This is a genomic window from Klebsiella sp. WP3-W18-ESBL-02 (assembly GCF_014168815.1).
Taxonomy (GTDB): domain Bacteria; phylum Pseudomonadota; class Gammaproteobacteria; order Enterobacterales; family Enterobacteriaceae; genus Kluyvera; species Kluyvera ascorbata_B.
On the sequence record NZ_AP021972.1, the window covers coordinates 36,279 to 53,365 of the forward strand.

Sequence of the window (17,087 nt, forward strand, 5' to 3'; positions counted from 1 at the left end):
CCGGCGCAAACCGGGCGGGGTTTTTAGTTTCTAGCCCCCTCCGGATAGTCGGCCTAGTTGAAAGGACTGGAGCATGGCAATTTCGGGCACCACATCAAAGACCACGCGTTTTACCGGCGCGCAATTAATCGTTCATTTACTGGAACGCCAGGGTATTACCATGGTCACCGGCATTCCCGGCGGCACGGTTCTGCCGCTGTATGACGCCTTGAGCCAAAGCACCCAGATCCGTCATATTCTGGCGCGACACGAGCAGGGCGCAGGCTTTATTGCCCAGGGCATGGCGCGTACCCACGGCAAACCGGCGGTATGCATGGCCTGTAGCGGGCCGGGCGCGACCAACCTGGTTACCGCCATTGCCGATGCGCGTCTCGACTCCATCCCGCTGGTGTGTATCACCGGCCAGGTGGCCTCCTCGTTAATCGGTACCGACGCGTTTCAGGAAGTCGACACCTACGGCATCTCTATCCCCATCACTAAACACAACTACTTAGTCCGCAACATCAATGAATTACCGAAGGTTATTGCTGATGCTTTCCGGATTGCACAGTCTGGCCGCCCAGGCCCGGTGTGGATAGACATTCCTAAGGACGTTCAGACCGCGGAAATCGATATCAGCGAATTGCCAGAGCCCGGCGGCCGCGCGGCAACGCCGGAATTCAGCGCAGAGAGCGTGAGCGAAGCGGCAGCGATGATCAACGCCGCACAGCGTCCGGTGCTCTATCTGGGCGGCGGCGTTATCAACGCGCCGGAACGCGTTCGCGAGCTGGCGGAAAAAGCCAACCTGCCCACCACCATGACCCTGATGGCGCTGGGCATGCTGCCAAAAGCCCACCCGCTGTCATTAGGTATGCTGGGAATGCACGGTGCGCGCAGTACTAACTTTATTCTGCAACAGTCTGATTTACTGGTTGTTTTAGGTGCGCGTTTTGATGACCGGGCGACGGGTAAAGTGGCTGAATTCTGCCCGAATGCGAAGATTATCCACGTTGATATCGACCGCGCCGAGCTGGGTAAAATCAAACAGGCGCACGTGGCGATTCAGGCCGACGTTGACGACGTACTGGCGCAGCTGCTGCCGCAAATTGACGCCCAGCCGCGCGCTGAATGGCGCGGCAAAGTGGCGGAATTGCAACAAGAGTTCCCGGGGGCGATTCCTCAAGCGGGCGACCCGCTCAGCCATTACGGCCTGATCAACGCCGTTGCCGCCTGCGTGGACGACAGCGCGATTATCACCACCGACGTGGGCCAGCATCAGATGTGGACGGCGCAGGCTTACCCGCTGAACCGTCCGCGCCAGTGGCTGACCTCCGGCGGCCTCGGCACCATGGGCTTTGGCCTGCCTGCGGCCATCGGCGCGGCGCTGGCGAACCCGGACAAAAAAGTGCTGTGCTTCTCCGGTGACGGCAGCCTGATGATGAACATTCAGGAGATGGCGACCGCGGCGGAAAATCAGCTGGATGTGAAAATCATCCTGATGAACAACCAGGCGCTGGGTCTGGTACACCAGCAGCAGAGCCTGTTCTACAAACAGGGCGTATTTGCCGCCACCTACCCAGGCATGATTAACTTTATGCAGATTGCCGCCGGTTTCGGTCTGGAAACCTGCGATTTAAACAATGAAACAGACCCGCAGGCGGCGCTGCAGGCGATTATCAATCGCCCGGGCCCGGCGTTGATTCACGTGCGAATCGATGCAGAAGAAAAGGTGTATCCGATGGTGCCTCCGGGTGCGGCAAATAGCGAAATGGTGGGGGAATAAGCCATGCAAAAACAAACTCATGACAACGTTATCCTGGAACTCACCGTGCGCAACCACCCGGGCGTAATGACTCACGTCTGCGGGCTCTTTGCTCGCCGAGCGTTCAACGTCGAAGGCATCCTATGCCTACCGATTCACGGCAGCGACCATAGCCGCATCTGGCTGTTGGTGAACGACGATCAGCGCCTTGAGCAGATGATGAGCCAGATCGACAAGCTGGAAGATGTGGTGAAAGTGGCGCGAAATCAGTCCGACCCGTCGATGTTTAACAAAATCAGCGTCTTCTTCGAGTAATCCGCTCAAGGCTTGAACAGTCACGCGCTTATCGTTAAGGTAAGCGCTTTTGCCGGATGGCGGCGTAAACGCCTTATCCGGCCTACCACGGCTCCCGCCCGTAGGCCTGATAAGCGCAGCGCCATCAGGCATTTTCAAGCACCAGGACAACATCCATGATCACCATCGCCCTTATCGACGACCACACTATCGTCCGCTCCGGCTTTGCCCAACTGCTGGGGCTCGAAGCTGATTTGCAGGTCGTCGCCGAATTCGGTTCAGGGCGCGAGGCGCTGGCTGGGTTGCCGGGGCGCGGCGTGCAGGTGTGTATCTGTGATATCTCAATGCCGGATATCTCCGGTCTTGAACTGTTAAGCCAGTTGCCAAAAGGCATGGCGATTATCATGCTCTCCGTCCACGACAGCCCGGCGCTGGTGGAACAGGCGCTTAACGCAGGCGCACGCGGCTTCCTTTCCAAACGCTGTAGTCCGGATGAACTGATTGCCGCCGTGCATACTGTAGCAACCGGCGGCTGTTATTTGACGCCGGACATCGCCGTCAAGCTGGCGGCCGGGCGTCAGGACCCGCTGACCAAACGCGAACGCCAGGTGGCGGAAAAGCTGGCGCAGGGGATGGCGGTCAAAGAGATTGCCGCCGAACTGGGCCTGTCGCCGAAAACGGTACACGTCCACCGCGCTAACCTGATGGAAAAGTTGGGCGTCAGCAACGACGTTGAGCTGGCGCGCCGCATGTTTGATGGCTGGCAATGAACGCACTTTTCTCCCGGCTGATCACCGTTGTCGCCTGCTTTTTTATTTTCTCCGCCGCCTGGTTTTGCCTGTGGAGTATCAGCCTTCACCTGGTTGAGCGCCCGGAGCTGGCGGTACTGCTGTTCCCGTTTGGTCTCAGGCTAGGGCTGATGCTGCAATGTCCGCGCGGCTACTGGCCGGTGCTGGTGGGCGCTGAGTGTCTGCTGGTCTACTGGCTGGCGCAGGAGGTGGCGCTGGCGCATCTGCCTATTTTGATGATCGGTAGTTTCCTCACGCTGCTGCCGGTGACGCTGATCTCGCGCTACCGCCATCAACGCGATTGGCGAACATTGTTGTTACAGGGCGCGGCGCTCACGGCGGCAGCGCTGCTGCAATCGCTGCCCTGGCTGGGGCAAGGGGAAACCGCATGGACCGCGCTGCTGCTGACCCTCACCGGCGGGCTGACGCTGGCCCCTATCTGCCTCGTGTTCTGGCACTACCTCACCAGCACCACCTGGCTGCCGCTTGGCCCGGCGCTGGTGTCGCAGCCGGTGAACTGGCGCGGGCGGCATCTGGTCTGGTATCTGCTGCTGTTTACCGTCAGCCTGTGGCTACAGCTCGGTTTGCCCGCAGAACTCTCGCGCTTTACCCCGTTTTGTCTCGCTTTACCGATTATCGCGCTGGCCTGGCACTACGGCTGGCAGGGGGCGCTGATCGCCACCCTGATGAACGCCATCGCCCTGATTGCCAGCCAGACCTGGCACGATCACCCCGTTGATTTATTGCTTTCGCTGCTGGCGCAAAGCCTGACCGGGCTGCTGCTCGGCGCGGGCATCCAGCGACTGCGCGAGCTAAACCAGTCGCTGCAAAACGAACTGGCGCGCAACCACCGGCTGGCGGAACGCCTGCTGGAAACCGAAGAGAGCGTGCGGCGCGACGTGGCGCGTGAGCTGCATGACGATATCGGCCAGACCATCACCGCCATTCGCACCCAGGCGGGCATCGTCCAGCGGTTGGCGCCTGAAAACGCGGGTGTGAAGCAGAGCAGGGCGCATATTGAGCAGCTGTCGCTGGGCGTTTACGACGCCGTACGCCGCCTGCTGGGTCGGCTGCGCCCGCGCCAGCTCGATGACCTCTCGCTGGAACAGGCCATTCGCTCGCTGATGCGCGAAATGGAGCTGGAAAGCCGGGGCATCGTCAGCCACCTCGACTGGCGAATTGATGAATCAACGCTGAGCGAAAGCCAACGGGTAACGCTGTTCCGCGTCTGCCAGGAAGGGCTCAACAACATTGTGAAGCACGCGAACGCCAGCGCGGTGACGCTACAGGGCTGGCAGCAGGATGAACGGCTGATGCTGGTGATGGAAGATGACGGCAGCGGCCTGCCGCCGGGGTCGAATCAACAGGGCTTTGGCCTCACCGGCATGCGCGAACGCGTGACCGCGCTCGGCGGCTCGCTCACGATTTCCTGCATGCACGGCACGCGGGTCAGCGTCTCTTTGCCTCTGCGCTACGTGTAAGGAACGGCAATGTTTCAATTTCTCAAGGCGCCGGCTAATGCCCCGCGCATCACCGACAAGCAGGAAGTGGATGCCCAGTACCGCTACTGGCGGCGGCATATCCTGCTGACCATCTGGCTTGGCTACGCGCTGTTTTACTTCACCCGTAAAAGCTTCAACGCCGCGGTGCCGGAAATTCTCACCACCGGCGTGCTGACCCGCAGCGATATTGGCCTGCTGGCGACGCTGTTTTACATCACCTACGGGCTGTCGAAGTTTATCTCGGGCATCGTCAGCGACCGCTCCAACGCCCGCTATTTTATGGGGATCGGGCTGATTGCCACCGGGGTGGTCAATATTCTGTTCGGCTTCTCCACTTCGTTATGGGCCTTTGCCCTGCTGTGGGCGCTGAACGCCTTCTTCCAGGGCTGGGGCGCGCCGGTCTGCGCCCGCCTGCTCACCGCCTGGTACTCGCGCAACGAGCGCGGCGGCTGGTGGGCCATCTGGAATACCGCGCACAACGTCGGCGGGGCGCTGATCCCTATCGTGATGGGCGCGGCGGCGCTGCACTACGGCTGGCGTGCGGGGATGACCATCGCGGGAACCATGGCGATTGTGGTCGGCCTGTTCCTCTGCTGGCGACTGCGCGACCGTCCACAGGCCATTGGTCTGCCGCCGATTGGCGACTGGCGGCACGACGAACTGGAGATAGCCCAACAGCAGGAAGGGGCTGGGCTGACGCGTAAAGAGATCTTCACCCGCTACGTGCTGCTCAACCCTTACATCTGGCTGCTGTCGCTGTGCTATGTGCTGGTGTACGTGGTGCGCGCGGCGATCAACGATTGGGGCAATTTATACATGTCCGAGACGCTGGGCGTCGATCTGGTGACGGCGAATACCGCAGTGACCATGTTTGAGCTAGGCGGTTTCATCGGCGCGCTGGTGGCGGGCTGGGGCTCGGACAAACTGTTTAATGGTAACCGTGGGCCGATGAACCTGATCTTCGCCGCCGGGATTTTGCTCTCGGTGGGCTCGCTGTGGCTGATGCCGTTTGCCAGCTACGTCATGCAGGCGGCGTGCTTCTTCACCACCGGCTTCTTCGTCTTCGGCCCGCAGATGCTGATCGGCATGGCGGCGGCGGAGTGCTCGCACAAAGAGGCGGCGGGCGCCGCCACCGGTTTCGTCGGGCTGTTTGCCTACCTTGGCGCGTCGCTTTCCGGCTGGCCGCTGGCGAAGGTGATGGAAGTGTGGCACTGGACGGGCTTTTTCGTGGTGATTGCCATTGCGGCGGGCATCTCCGCGCTGCTGCTGCTGCCGTTCTTAAACGCCCAGGCGCCGCGAGAAGCGTGACCCGCTTCACTTTTCTAAGACGAATGACCTAAAACTAGGAAATTTTCCCGGTTTCACCTGGACGCTGTCTCAGGCCAGCCGCGCCGCTGATTTTTACAATACCGGCTATCACGCAGGTATATAAAAATCAGGAGATACCCATGCTGGCCTTCTTAAACCAGGTGCGCAAGCCGACCCTGGATCTGCCGCTCGATGTGCGGCGCAAAATGTGGTTCAAACCGTTCATGCAGTCCTATCTGGTGGTCTTTATCGGCTACCTGACGATGTATCTGATTCGTAAGAACTTTAACATCGCGCAGAACGACATGATCTCCACCTACGGGCTGAGCATGACTCAGCTCGGTATGATTGGTCTCGGCTTCTCCATCACCTACGGCGTGGGTAAAACGCTGGTCTCCTACTATGCCGACGGTAAGAACACCAAGCAGTTCCTGCCGTTTATGCTGATTCTCTCCGCCATTTGTATGCTCGGCTTCAGCGCCAGTATGGGCGCGGGTTCGACCAGCCTGTTCCTGATGATTGCCTTCTACGCGCTGAGCGGTTTCTTCCAGAGTACCGGTGGCTCGTGTAGCTATTCGACCATCACCAAATGGACGCCGCGTCGCAAGCGCGGTTCTTACCTCGGCATGTGGAACATCTCCCACAACCTCGGCGGCGCGGGTGCGGCAGGCGTGGCGCTGTTTGGCGCCAACTACCTGTTCGACGGTCACGTCATCGGCATGTTTATCTTCCCGTCGATTATTGCGCTGGTAGTGGGCTTTATCGGCCTGCGCTACGGTAGCGACTCCCCGGAATCTTACGGCCTCGGCAAAGCGGAAGAGCTGTTCGGTGAAGAGATCAGCGAAGAGGACAAAGAGACTGAAGAAAACGAGATGACCAAATGGCAGATCTTTGTTGAGTACGTGCTGAAAAACAAAGTGATTTGGTTGTTATGTTTCTCGAACATCTTCCTGTACGTGGTGCGTATCGGTATTGACCAGTGGTCCACCGTCTACGCCTTCCAGGAGCTGAAGCTCTCCAAAGAAGTGGCGATTCAGGGCTTTACTCTGTTTGAAGTCGGCGCGCTGGTGGGCACCCTGCTGTGGGGCTGGCTCTCCGATCTGGCCAACGGTCGTCGTGCGCTGGTGGCCTGCGTGGCGCTGGCATTGATCATTGCCACGCTCGGCGTTTATCAGCACGCCAGCAATCAGTATGTCTATCTGGCGTCGTTGTTTGCCCTCGGCTTCCTGGTCTTCGGCCCGCAGCTGTTAATCGGCGTGGCGGCAGTCGGATTTGTACCGAAAAAAGCGATCGGTGCAGCCGATGGCATCAAAGGCACCTTCGCCTACCTGATTGGCGACAGCTTTGCCAAGCTGGGTCTGGGGATGATTGCCGACGGTACGCCAATCTTCGGCCTCACCGGCTGGGCGGGCACCTTCGCCGCGCTGGATACCGCCGCTATCGGCTGTATCTGCCTGATGGCCATCGTCGCGATATTTGAAGAACGTAAAATTCGCCGCGAGAAAAAGATTCAGCAGTTAAAAATGGCGTAAGTGTGTTTGGTCACTTCTTTGCCCGGTTCTGCACCGGGCTTTTTTATGCCTGCTGGCTGGTCTCATGCAGCAATTCACGCAGCCACTGCTGCGCCGGGTCGCGATGCGTACGCTCATGCCAGGCCATGCTTTTGGTAAAGCCGTGAATCGCCACCGGCGGATCCTGCACGCAGATTGACGCGCGCGCGCTGGCAAGACGGCTCGGCACGACGGCAATCATTTCGCTGACGGCCAGCACTTCCGGCAGCACCAGGAAGCTGCTTACCGACAGCCCAATCCGCCGCTGACGGCCCACTTTCGCCAGCGCGTCGTCGGTCACGCCCCAGAAACTCTCGCCTTCGTAAGAGACCAGAATATGTTCCAGCGCGCAGAAGCGGTCGAGGCTTAACGGCTGCTGTGCATCGGGGTGGTCGGCGCGGAGCATACAGACATAGCGTTCATCATACAGTGTACGGCTGTGCAGATCGCCCGGCGTGGTGCTGGGGGTCAGCAGCGCGAGGTCGATTTTCCCCTGCTCAAACTGTGCGGTCAGCCGCTCCGGCTCAACCGGAATGACCCGCACACGAATCCCCGGCGCGCGGACTTTCAACGCGGCGATAAATGGCACGACTACCGCTTTCAGCGCGTAATCGGTGGCGGCGAGGGTAAAGGTGAAGCTGGCGGTCAGCGGATCGAAGCGGGCTGGCTGTAACAGCGTGTCGATATCACGAAGAATTTGCTTTACCGCGGGCGCTAGCTGCTGGGCGCGCAGCGTGGGCACCATACCGTGCGGGGCGCGGATAAACAGCGGATCGTTAAAGTTATCCCGCAGCCGGGTCAACATACCGCTGACGGCGGGCTGGGTGAGCGACAGCCTTGTCGCCGCGCGGGTCACGCTGCGTTCATCCAGCAGCGCATCCAGCGTTTTCAGCAGGTTGAGGTCAAGCGTTCTGAGATCCGGTTTCATCGGCGGCTTCCTTCAGGGAGGTAACGCACATTATGGCATGTTCGAATATCGACAGGGCGCGAAATCCCATTATTATGTCGGGGTTTAGCTAAGTGAGAGCGTGCATGATCTGGTTAATTCTGGCCACCCTGGCGGTGGTATTTGTTGTCGGATTTCGGATCCTGACCTCCAGTTCACGACGGGCCATCCGCCGTCTGAGTGAGCGACTGGCGATCACGCCAGAGCCGGTCGAATCGATGATCGACCAGCTAGGGAAAGCGCAGGGCGAAGAGTTTTTACGTTATCTGGAGCGCCCGAACGAAGCCCATTTGCAGAATGCGGCGCAGATGCTGCTGATCTGGCAGGTGTGCATCGTTGATGGCAGCGAAGCCAATATGCAGGGATGGCACCGTCGGCTGCAAAAGGCCCGCCTGGCCGCGCCGATCACCGATGCCCAGATACGGCTGGCGCTGAGCTTTTTACGCGAGCTGGAGCCGGATATGAGCGAGCTGAATGCCTTCCAGTGTCGCTACAACGCCCTGTTCCACGATGAAAACGGCGTCCACTGGCTGCATTGATATCATTTGACGTGATGTTGTTTATCAATATTGATGATTATATTTATATCACTCGTGGGCGCATGATGAACCTCGTCAACACACTTACTCACGAGGTTCATCATGAAACAGTCAATGCAGCAAAGCGCAATCGTCTGGCCGGAAGGCTACCTGCCGGGCACCACCGACAACTTTGCCTCTAACGAAATTATCGTCAGCGGCCTGAGCGCAAAAGACATTTGGGCGCAGCTCGACGACACTACCCTGTGGCCAACCTACTACAGCAACGTGGCGGATATCCATTTCCACGACGGCAGCGGCCCGATGCTGAGCGCCAATGCTCGCTTCCGCTTCTCTACCTTCGGCTTCCCGATTGAAGCGCAGATTACCGAATACGTGCCGCCGGCCGACGGTCAGGCCGCACGCATTGCCTGGCACGGCTGGGCAGAAGGCGATGCCACCACCCGCCTGGATGTCATTCACGCCTGGCTGTTCGAAGATTTACCGGGTAACCGCGTGCGTATTCTGACCCAGGAGTCACAGATTGGCGTCCCGGCGCAGGAGCTGGCGCGCACCGTGCCAAACCCGATGATTAACGGCCACCAGGAGTGGATCACCGGGCTGGTGAAATCCGCGCGCGGCGAGTGAGTTTTGCAGGATGGCGCAGCTGCCATCCGGCAAACCATACGGAAAATAATCATATTGGCGATGAGGGAGCGTGTTATTCCCCGGGATAAAATCGGGTTAAATGAAAAGAAATTCTATAAAGAGATGATTAAACTTGCTGATTCCGAGCACCGTAAGCACCTTAAAAAATAAGGAATGATGATGGCGACCCTTAAAGAGTTAATGGCTAAACAGAGCTCGGAAAGTCAGAAACGTATTGCTGAGAAGGTTGAAGAGATGCGTCAGACGACAGTCAGCGAAGCGTCGGCCAAACAGTTATCAAAACGTTAAATGCGTCACACTTTAAATGCTACACTGCGTGACCTTTTCGCAAAGACCCTCCGCAGGTAACAAAATGAGTGCACATATCGAAGAAAAAAACCGCGCCGACGTCGTTGCGCGGCCCAACTGGTCGGCGGTTTTTGCCGTGGCGTTTTGCGTCGCCTGCCTGATTACCGTTGAATTTTTGCCGGTCAGCCTGCTGACGCCGATGGCGCAGGATTTGGGTATTTCCGAGGGCGTTGCCGGGCAGTCGGTGACTGTGACGGCGTTTGTCGCCATGTTCTCCAGCCTGTTCATTACCCAGGCCATTGGCGCCACCAATCGCCGCTATGTGGTGATTTTGTTCTCCGTTTTGCTGACGCTCTCTTGCCTGCTGGTGTCGTTCTCCAGCTCCTTCACGCTGCTACTGCTTGGCCGCGCCTGTCTGGGGCTGGCGCTCGGCGGGTTTTGGGCGATGTCGGCATCGTTGACGATGCGGCTGGTGCCGGCGCGTACGGTGCCAAAAGCGCTGTCGGTGATCTTTGGTGCGGTGTCCATCGCGCTGGTGATTGCTGCGCCGCTGGGCAGTTTTTTGGGCGGCATTATCGGCTGGCGTAACGTTTTTAACGGCGCAGCGGTGATGGGCGTGCTGTGTACGTTTTGGGTGCTGAAAGCATTGCCTTCTCTGCCGGGTGAACCGGCGCACCACAAGCAAAACATGTTTAGCCTGCTGCAACGTCCCGGCGTGATGGCCGGGATGATTGCTATCTTTATGTCCTTTGCCGGACAGTTCGCCTTCTTCACTTATATTCGCCCGGTGTATATGAATCTGGCGGGTTTTGACGTTGACGGCCTGACGCTGGTGCTGCTGAGCTTCGGTATCGCCAGCTTTGTCGGTACCTCGTTCTCGTCGGTGATTCTCAAGCGCTCGGTCAAACTGGCGCTGGCCGGTGCGCCGCTGGTACTGGCGATCAGCGCGCTGGTGCTTACGTTATGGGGCAGTGAGAAAGTGGTCGCCGCAGGCATTGCGATTATCTGGGGGCTGGCGTTCGCGCTGGTGCCGGTAGGCTGGTCGACGTGGATCACGCGCTCATTGGCCGATCAGGCGGAAAAAGCCGGTTCCATTCAGGTGGCGGTGATTCAGCTGGCGAATACCTGTGGGGCGGCGGTGGGTGGCCTGGCGCTGGACCATTTAGGGCTGACGTCGCCGTTGATGCTTTCCGGCGTATTGATGTTGCTGACGGCCCTGCTGGTCACCGCAAAGGTCAGAATTCGCTGATGGTGTTGCCGGATGGCGGCGTAAACGCCTTATCCGGCCTACGTGCTGTAAACCTGTAGGCCGGGCAAGCGCAGCGCCCCCGGCAATGCGCCGGATGGCGGCGTAAACGCCTTATCCGGCCTACGTGCTGTAAACCTGTAGGCCGGGCAAGCGCAGCGCCCCCGGCAATGCGCCGGATGGCGGCGTAAACGCCTTATCCGGCCTACGTGCAGTGAACCTGTAGGCCGGGCAAGCGCAGCGCCCCCGGCAATGCGCCGGATGGCGGCGTAAACGCCTTATCCGGCCTACGAGCTGTGAACCTGTAGGCCGGGCAAGCGCAGCGCCCCCGGCTATGTCGTTACGGGCGTTCGCCCTTCGCCAGACGCGCGTTGATATCGGCAATTACCCCCGGCAGCTCCACCAGCGAATCCACTACATAGTGCGCCCCGGCTGCATACAGTTTGCTGGCCGCCAGTTCGCGGCGGCTGGCAATCTCTTCTGGCGACATCGCCTGATACGCCTCCCAGGTGGCACCAAATTCATTACCCGATACCGCCAGACCCACCGTCCACATCCCGGCGTTAAGCCCTTCGGTAATACCCGGCGCAGCGTCATCGACCTTCACACAGTGGGCAACGGCATCAATCCCCAGGGTAATCACGTTTTGCAGCGCCATCCACGGCCCTGGGCGCCCACCCGCCGCAAGGTCATCCGTCGCCACCCAGTGATCGGGGCGATAGCCGTGCTCGGCGGCGGCGGGGACCAGCCGCTCCATCACCGCGCGCGGGTAGCCGGAGCAGGAACCAATTTTAATTCCCTCTGCACGAAGCGCGGCGATCGTATCGATAACCCCGGCAATTGGTGCGGAAAAATCGACAACTTTGGCAATTTGTAGCGGCATAAAGGCGGCGTAAATGGCATCAATATCTGCCGCCGTCATCGCGCGGCCAAATTTCGCCTGCCAGCGCGCGTCCACCGTCGGTAATTTGCCCAGCGCTTCAATATGTTGCCACTTTCCCAGCCCCATCGGCACCCGGGCCTCAGCGAGCGTGATCTCGACATCAAACGCCTGATGAAAAGCTTCGACAAAAATCTGCGTCGGCGCGAAGGAACCGAAATCGACGGTGGTGCCCGCCCAATCGAGAATAACAGCGTTAATACGATTCATGATGGCTCCTTATTTCGTCCAGTACATGGCATTACGAATGGCGGTAAGCAGGGCAGAAATATCGGCATCGTACACCTCGCCAATGTTGCCGATACGGAAGCAGTCGCTCTGTGACACCTTGCCGGGATAGATAACAAACCCCTGATCTTTCAGTCGGCTATAAAATTCTTTAAAGCGGTACTGTGGGTTCTCGGGTGAATAGAACGCGGTGATGATCGGCGAATGCAGCGCATCGTCCAGCAGGGTGGTAAAGCCCAATTCCCGCATACCGGCAACCAGGCGGCGCTGGTTTTGCTGATAGCGCTGAAAACGCGCCGCCACGCCGCCTTCTTCCGCCAGCTCCTTCAGCGCCTGGGCGAAGGCCAGTACGGTATGGGTGGGCGAGGTAAAACGCCACTTGCCGTGGTTATCTTCCATGCAGCGCCACTGGGCGTAGAGGTCCAGCGACAGCGAGCGGGAGCGGCCTTTGCAGGCGGCAAGTTTTTCCGCGCGGGCAATCACGAAGGCAAAGCCCGGTACGCCCTGAATACATTTATTGGCGGAGCTGATCAAAAAATCGATATGCAGTTCAGCGATATCCATGGGAATGCCGCCAAAGCTGCTCATGGCATCAACGATATAGGTTTTGCCGTATTGCTGCGCCAGCGCACCCACTTCCGCAATCGGGTTGAGCATGCCGGTGGTGGTTTCGCTGTGTACCATTGCGATATGGGTGATCGCCGGGTCAGCATTGAGGATCGCGTCGATCGCCTGCGCGTCCGGGCGGGCGACTTCACCGCAGTCATAGGCATGGTGAGCGATGCCCATCAGGTTTGCCATTTCTACCATCCGCGCGCCGTACGCGCCGTTACTGACGATCAGCACCTTATCCTGCGCGCCCAGTGTGCTGCCCAGCACCGCTTCCACGGCGTAGCTGCCGCTGCCCTGCAGTAATACGGAAGTGTAGCCTTCAGACGCCGTTGCCAGCGCGGTCAGCTGTTGGCGGATCTGCTCCACCACGCCGATATTGTAGTCATCATCCCAGGTACAGCTATCGAACAGCATCGCTTCTTTCACGGTGCGTGAGGTGGTCAATGGGCCAGGAGTCAGCAGCAGATAGTTACGCGAAGTCATGTTATTTACCTTTGGTCTATACCAGATTTGTTATTATCATGACGATCTTCCTTGCGATGGGTCAAAGGAAAAATCGCGTTGCAACAAAAAATTCATCTGCTTCTGTATAATGGCGGCAACAAAATTGGAAACGAGCAAGCATGAAATCTCTCCCCGGCGATCTCCCGCAGTACCAGCTCATCAAGGCGCAGCTTCAGGCACGCATTCAGAGCGGCGCGCTGAAAAGCGGCGATAAGCTGCCGTCTGAACGTGAACTGTGCGCGATCTTTAACACCACGCGCATTACCCTTCGCGAAAGCCTGGCGCAGCTAGAGGCCAGCGGGCTTATCTGGCGCGCCGATCGCCGCGGCTGGTTCGTGACGCCCGAACGTCTGTGGCTTGATCCGACTCAGAACACCAACTTCCATAAGCTGTGCCGCGAGCAGGGGCGGGAGCCAAAAACGGCGCTGCTGAGCGGCGCGTTAACCACCGTGCCGGTAGAGGCAATGGAGCCGCTTCAGCTCCAGCCGTTCGATCAAATTTATCTGTTGACCCGCCTGCGTTCTGCTGACGGTCGTGCGGTTTGCTATTGCGAAAACCATTGCCTGCCGGCCCGGGTACCGGAGCTATTGCAGTACGATCTCAACGGCAGCCTGACCGAGGTATACGAGTCACACTACAACCTTGTCTATACCAGTATGCATCTGTCGTTCTATCCCACCGCGATGCCCGCGCAGGCCGCGCAGGCGCTGGGGGTGATGGAAGGGCGCCCGGCGCTGCTGCTGCGCCGCCTGAACTACGATCAGTACGGTCGTGTGCTCGATCTGGATATCGAATACTGGCGCCATGACAGCCTGCGCATTGAGGTCGATACGCACTAGCGCCATCCGGCATTTCACAGATTTATGCCGTCATTCATCGTTTTGTCACATTAGCCGTTTAGCGTAAAAAGCAAATCTGGTATAGGCCAGAAAAATGCAACGAACGCTATGAGGCTATTACGATGAAACTTACCCGACTTGCTTTGCTGTATGTTTTTGCCCTCGCCAGCGCCCCATCCTGGGCGGAATCGGTGGTGACGGTTTACTCTATCGACGGCTTACACGACGGTGATAACAGCTGGTACCAGGCGCAGTTTGATGCGTTCACCAAAGCCACCGGCATTACCGTGCGTTACGTTGAAGGCGGCGGTGGTGTGGTGGTTGAGCGTCTGGCGAAAGAGCACACCAACCCGCAGGCTGATGTCCTGGTGACTGCACCGCCGTTTATTCAGCGTGCCGCTGCCGGCAAGCTACTGGCCAACTTCAAAACCGACGCCGCTGCTGCCATTCCGGGTGCCAACGACTTCTATTCACCGCTGGTGAAAAACTACCTGAGCTTTATCTACAACGCGAAGCTGCTGAAAACCGCGCCGGCCAGCTGGCAGGATCTGCTCGACGGTAAGTTCAAGAATAAGCTCCAGTACTCCACGCCGGGCCAGGCCGCAGACGGCACCGCGGTGATGCTGCAAGCCTTCCACAGCTTCGGCAGCAAAGACGCCGGTTTTGACTATCTCGGCAAGCTGCAGGCTAACAACGTTGGGCCATCCGCCTCAACCGGCAAGCTGACCGCGCTGGTCAATAAAGGTGAAATCTACGTCGCTAACGGCGACCTGCAAATGAACCTCGCGCAGAGGGAACGTAACCCGAACGTGAAGATCTTCTGGCCCGCCAATGACAAAGGCGAGCGCAGCGCGCTGGCGATTCCTTACGTCATTGGTTTAGTCCAGGGTGCGCCGCAAAGTGAAAACGGCAAAAAACTGATTAACTTCCTGCTCAGCAAAGAGGCGCAGACCAGCGTCAGCGCGTTGTCCTGGGGAATGCCGGTGCGTAGTGACGTGACGCCGAGTGATGCGCACTACAAGGCCGCCACCGCTGCGCTGGAAGGCGTACAGAGCTGGCAGCCGAACTGGGACGACGTGGCCGTCTCGCTGTCGGCGGATATTTCCCGCTGGCATAAAGTGACCGAAAGCGAGTAATCCCGATGCTGATGAAAACGACCGCTATTCCCGCCCCTGTTGCTCAAGGGGCGTCGGGGATTGTCCTCGACTCGCTGCGCGTGGCGTATCACGGCAACGTGGTGCTTAAACCGCTCTCTTTGACCATTGAACCCGGCGAAGTGCTGGCGCTGATTGGCCCTTCCGGTTCGGGAAAAACCACGGTACTGCGCGCGGTGGCAGGATTTGTCCAGCCTGCGGGCGGTCGTATTCTTATCGGTGACGCGGACGTCACGCATCTGCCGCCCTATCAGCGGGGTCTGGCGATGGTGGTACAAAACTACGCGCTGTTCCCGCATATGAAGGTAGAGGATAACGTTGCCTTCGGCCTGCGCGCGCAGAAGCAGCCGAAGGCCCTGATTAAAGAACGGGTGACCGAGGCGCTAAAAACCGTTGGTATGAGCGAGTATGCCACCCGCTATCCGCATCAGCTGTCCGGCGGCCAGCAGCAGCGCGTGGCCATTGCCCGTGCGATTGCCGTGCGCCCGCGCGTGCTGCTGCTGGACGAGCCGCTTTCAGCGCTGGATGCGCAAATTCGCCATAACATGGTGGAAGAGATTGCCCGTCTGCACCGCGAACTGCCGGAGCTGACCATTCTCTACGTGACTCACGATCAGACCGAAGCGCTAACTTTGGCCGATAAAATCGGCATCATGAAGGACGGCTCCATGATTGCCCATGGTGAAACCCGGGCGCTGTACCAGCATCCGCCGAATCGCTTTGCCGCCGAGTTTTTAGGCCGCGCGAATATTCTCAGCGCCACCTCGCTTGGTGCGGGTGAAACGCCGGGGCTGGTGGATGTGAGCTGCGGCGGCGCGATCGTTCGCGCGTTCAGCCAGGGCAGCCATCATGGGCATCATAAACTGCTGTGTATTCGCCCGCAGCACCTGAGCCTGACGCCGCGCTCGGCGTGCAGCAATCGCTTTAACGCCACGTTGCAATCGGTGCACTGGCAGGGGGATTTAACCCACCTGCTGTGCGACGTAGCCGGTGAGGCGGTGCGGATAGTCATGACGCACGTGAATCCGCTACCGCGCCCCGGCGATACGCTGGCGCTGTGGTTCGAACCGGATGATGCCGTCCTGATCGAGGTATAGCCATGTCGCTTTCATTCACGCTCGATAAACCGGCGCGTCGCCTGCGCCCGCTTCTGTGGCTGCTGCTGCCGTTGTTTGTGCTGGCAACGCTGTTCTTCTGGCCTTTGTCGCTGATAGTGGACCAGGCGCTGCGCGATACCAGCGGCCAGCTCGGCCTGGAGACATTCTGGCAGGTGGTTGACTCAAAACGCTTTGTGGGGGCGCTGCTCAATACGCTGCAAATTGCCTTTTTCGCCACCGCTGGCTGCCTGCTGCTCGGCAGCGTAATGTCTCTGATTCTGGTGTTTATTCCTTTCCCCGGTAGCGAACTGATTAGCCGGGTGGTGGATACCTTTATCGCGCTGCCTACTTTCCTCATTACCCTGGCATTCACCTTTATTTATGGCTCGGCGGGGCTGCTCAACGGCTTGCTGATGCGGCTGTTCAGTTTTGAACTGCCGCCGGTTGATTTTCTCTACTCCCTGCAAGGGGTGATTCTGGCGGAAATTACGGTGTTTACGCCGCTGGTGATGCGCCCGCTGATGGCGGCGCTGCGGCAAATCGACAAAAGCCAGCTGGAGGCTGCCAGCATTCTGGGCGCGCGTCCGCTGCGGGTTATTGCCCAGGTGATTTTCCCGGCGGCGCTGCCAGCGCTAATGGCCGGCGGCAGCCTGTGTTTGCTGCTGACCACCAATGAGTTCGGCATCGTACTGTTCATCGGCGCAAAAGGGGTGAATACCCTGCCGATGATGGTCTATAGCAAAGCGATTCTGGAGTCAGACTACGGCGTCGCTTGTACGATCGCATTAATCAACATTGTGCTGTCGCTGGGGCTGTTCTCCCTGTATCGCCTGGCGGCCTCGCGCACCGGTATAAGGAGCTAA

At 58.9% G+C, this 17,087-nt stretch carries 16 protein-coding genes and 2 pseudogenes; 14 read left to right on the forward strand and 4 right to left on the reverse strand.

Annotation, left to right across the window (positions count from 1 at the left end; all coding sequences use genetic code 11):
• Nucleotides 1-73 precede the first annotated feature (73 nt).
• Both ilvB and ilvN read left to right on the forward strand, forming a co-directional pair.
• Nucleotides 74-1,762, forward strand: a complete 1,689-nt coding sequence (gene ilvB, locus H7R56_RS00160) for an acetolactate synthase large subunit (RefSeq protein ID WP_106924826.1) — start codon at nucleotides 74-76, stop codon at nucleotides 1,760-1,762.
• Between the two features lie 3 nt (nucleotides 1,763-1,765).
• Entirely contained in the window at nucleotides 1,766-2,056 is a 291-nt protein-coding gene (ilvN, locus tag H7R56_RS00165) for an acetolactate synthase small subunit (RefSeq protein ID WP_065357373.1), read from the forward strand.
• Between the two features lie 36 nt (nucleotides 2,057-2,092).
• Here the strand turns inward: ilvN and H7R56_RS27990 are convergent.
• Nucleotides 2,093-2,188: pseudogene (locus H7R56_RS27990) on the reverse strand (hypothetical protein); the annotation flags it as partial.
• Nucleotides 2,189-2,211: 23 nt separating this feature from the next.
• Here H7R56_RS27990 and uhpA point away from each other — a divergent pair.
• The 4 genes from uhpA to uhpT all read left to right on the forward strand — a co-directional run bounded on the left by uhpA (nucleotide 2,212) and on the right by uhpT (nucleotide 7,165).
• Nucleotides 2,212-2,805, forward strand: coding sequence for a transcriptional regulator UhpA (gene uhpA / locus H7R56_RS00170; protein WP_106924827.1), 594 nt, complete (start codon nucleotides 2,212-2,214; stop codon nucleotides 2,803-2,805).
• Nucleotides 2,802-4,304, forward strand: coding sequence for a signal transduction histidine-protein kinase/phosphatase UhpB (gene uhpB / locus H7R56_RS00175; RefSeq protein ID WP_182928443.1), 1,503 nt, complete (start codon nucleotides 2,802-2,804; stop codon nucleotides 4,302-4,304). The genes uhpA and uhpB overlap by 4 nt, the downstream gene beginning before the upstream one ends.
• 9 nt (nucleotides 4,305-4,313) lie before the next feature.
• On the forward strand, nucleotides 4,314-5,633 hold the full coding sequence (locus H7R56_RS00180; protein WP_106924829.1) for an MFS transporter: 1,320 nt from the start codon (nucleotides 4,314-4,316) through the stop codon (nucleotides 5,631-5,633).
• 140 nt (nucleotides 5,634-5,773) lie between these two features.
• Nucleotides 5,774-7,165 (forward strand): hexose-6-phosphate:phosphate antiporter, encoded by a 1,392-nt coding sequence (gene uhpT, locus H7R56_RS00185; protein ID WP_106924830.1) that lies wholly within the window; start codon nucleotides 5,774-5,776, stop codon nucleotides 7,163-7,165.
• Between the two features lie 43 nt (nucleotides 7,166-7,208).
• Here uhpT and H7R56_RS00190 read toward each other — a convergent pair whose 3' ends face one another.
• On the reverse strand, nucleotides 7,209-8,111 hold the full coding sequence (locus H7R56_RS00190) for a LysR family transcriptional regulator (RefSeq protein WP_106924831.1): 903 nt from the start codon (nucleotides 8,109-8,111) through the stop codon (nucleotides 7,209-7,211).
• A gap of 104 nt (nucleotides 8,112-8,215) precedes the next feature.
• Between H7R56_RS00190 and H7R56_RS00195 the strand changes: the two genes are divergently transcribed.
• The 4 genes and pseudogenes from H7R56_RS00195 (at nucleotide 8,216) to nepI (ending at nucleotide 10,853) form a co-directional block, all read left to right on the forward strand.
• The gene (locus H7R56_RS00195; RefSeq protein WP_106924832.1) at nucleotides 8,216-8,668 is read left to right on the forward strand and encodes a DUF1198 domain-containing protein; all 453 of its coding nucleotides are present in this window, start codon (nucleotides 8,216-8,218) and stop codon (nucleotides 8,666-8,668) included.
• 114 nt (nucleotides 8,669-8,782) lie between these two features.
• The gene (locus tag H7R56_RS00200) at nucleotides 8,783-9,295 is read left to right on the forward strand and encodes an SRPBCC family protein (RefSeq protein ID WP_181357973.1); all 513 of its coding nucleotides are present in this window, start codon (nucleotides 8,783-8,785) and stop codon (nucleotides 9,293-9,295) included.
• 84 nt (nucleotides 9,296-9,379) lie between these two features.
• Nucleotides 9,380-9,466: pseudogene (locus tag H7R56_RS27575) on the forward strand (type II toxin-antitoxin system RelE/ParE family toxin); the annotation flags it as partial.
• Nucleotides 9,467-9,668: 202 nt separating this feature from the next.
• A complete protein-coding gene (gene nepI, locus H7R56_RS00210) occupies nucleotides 9,669-10,853 on the forward strand; it encodes a purine ribonucleoside efflux pump NepI (protein ID WP_106924834.1) in 1,185 nt (394 codons plus the stop codon).
• Nucleotides 10,854-11,190: 337 nt separating this feature from the next.
• On the opposite strand, the gene phnX is transcribed toward nepI, so the two are convergent.
• Together phnX and phnW are read right to left on the reverse strand one after the other, a co-directional pair.
• Nucleotides 11,191-12,000, reverse strand: coding sequence for a phosphonoacetaldehyde hydrolase (gene phnX / locus H7R56_RS00215; RefSeq protein ID WP_106924835.1), 810 nt, complete (start codon nucleotides 11,998-12,000; stop codon nucleotides 11,191-11,193).
• A 9-nt stretch (nucleotides 12,001-12,009) separates the two neighbouring features.
• On the reverse strand, nucleotides 12,010-13,113 hold the full coding sequence (gene phnW / locus H7R56_RS00220) for a 2-aminoethylphosphonate--pyruvate transaminase (protein WP_182928444.1): 1,104 nt from the start codon (nucleotides 13,111-13,113) through the stop codon (nucleotides 12,010-12,012).
• Between the two features lie 140 nt (nucleotides 13,114-13,253).
• Here phnW and phnR point away from each other — a divergent pair, with 140 nt between their 5' ends.
• The 4 genes from phnR (at nucleotide 13,254) to phnU (ending at nucleotide 17,087) form a co-directional block, all read left to right on the forward strand.
• Entirely contained in the window at nucleotides 13,254-13,973 is a 720-nt protein-coding gene (gene phnR, locus H7R56_RS00225) for a phosphonate utilization transcriptional regulator PhnR (protein ID WP_106924837.1), read from the forward strand.
• Between the two features lie 122 nt (nucleotides 13,974-14,095).
• Nucleotides 14,096-15,109 carry a 2-aminoethylphosphonate ABC transporter substrate-binding protein gene (phnS, locus tag H7R56_RS00230; RefSeq protein WP_106924838.1) on the forward strand — a complete coding sequence of 338 codons (1,014 nt, stop codon included), beginning with the start codon at nucleotides 14,096-14,098 and terminating at the stop codon, nucleotides 15,107-15,109.
• 5 nt (nucleotides 15,110-15,114) lie between these two features.
• Entirely contained in the window at nucleotides 15,115-16,224 is a 1,110-nt protein-coding gene (gene phnT / locus H7R56_RS00235) for a 2-aminoethylphosphonate ABC transport system ATP-binding subunit PhnT (RefSeq protein ID WP_106924839.1), read from the forward strand.
• A 2-nt stretch (nucleotides 16,225-16,226) separates the two neighbouring features.
• Nucleotides 16,227-17,087 (forward strand): 2-aminoethylphosphonate ABC transporter permease subunit, encoded by an 861-nt coding sequence (phnU, locus tag H7R56_RS00240; RefSeq protein ID WP_106924840.1) that lies wholly within the window; start codon nucleotides 16,227-16,229, stop codon nucleotides 17,085-17,087.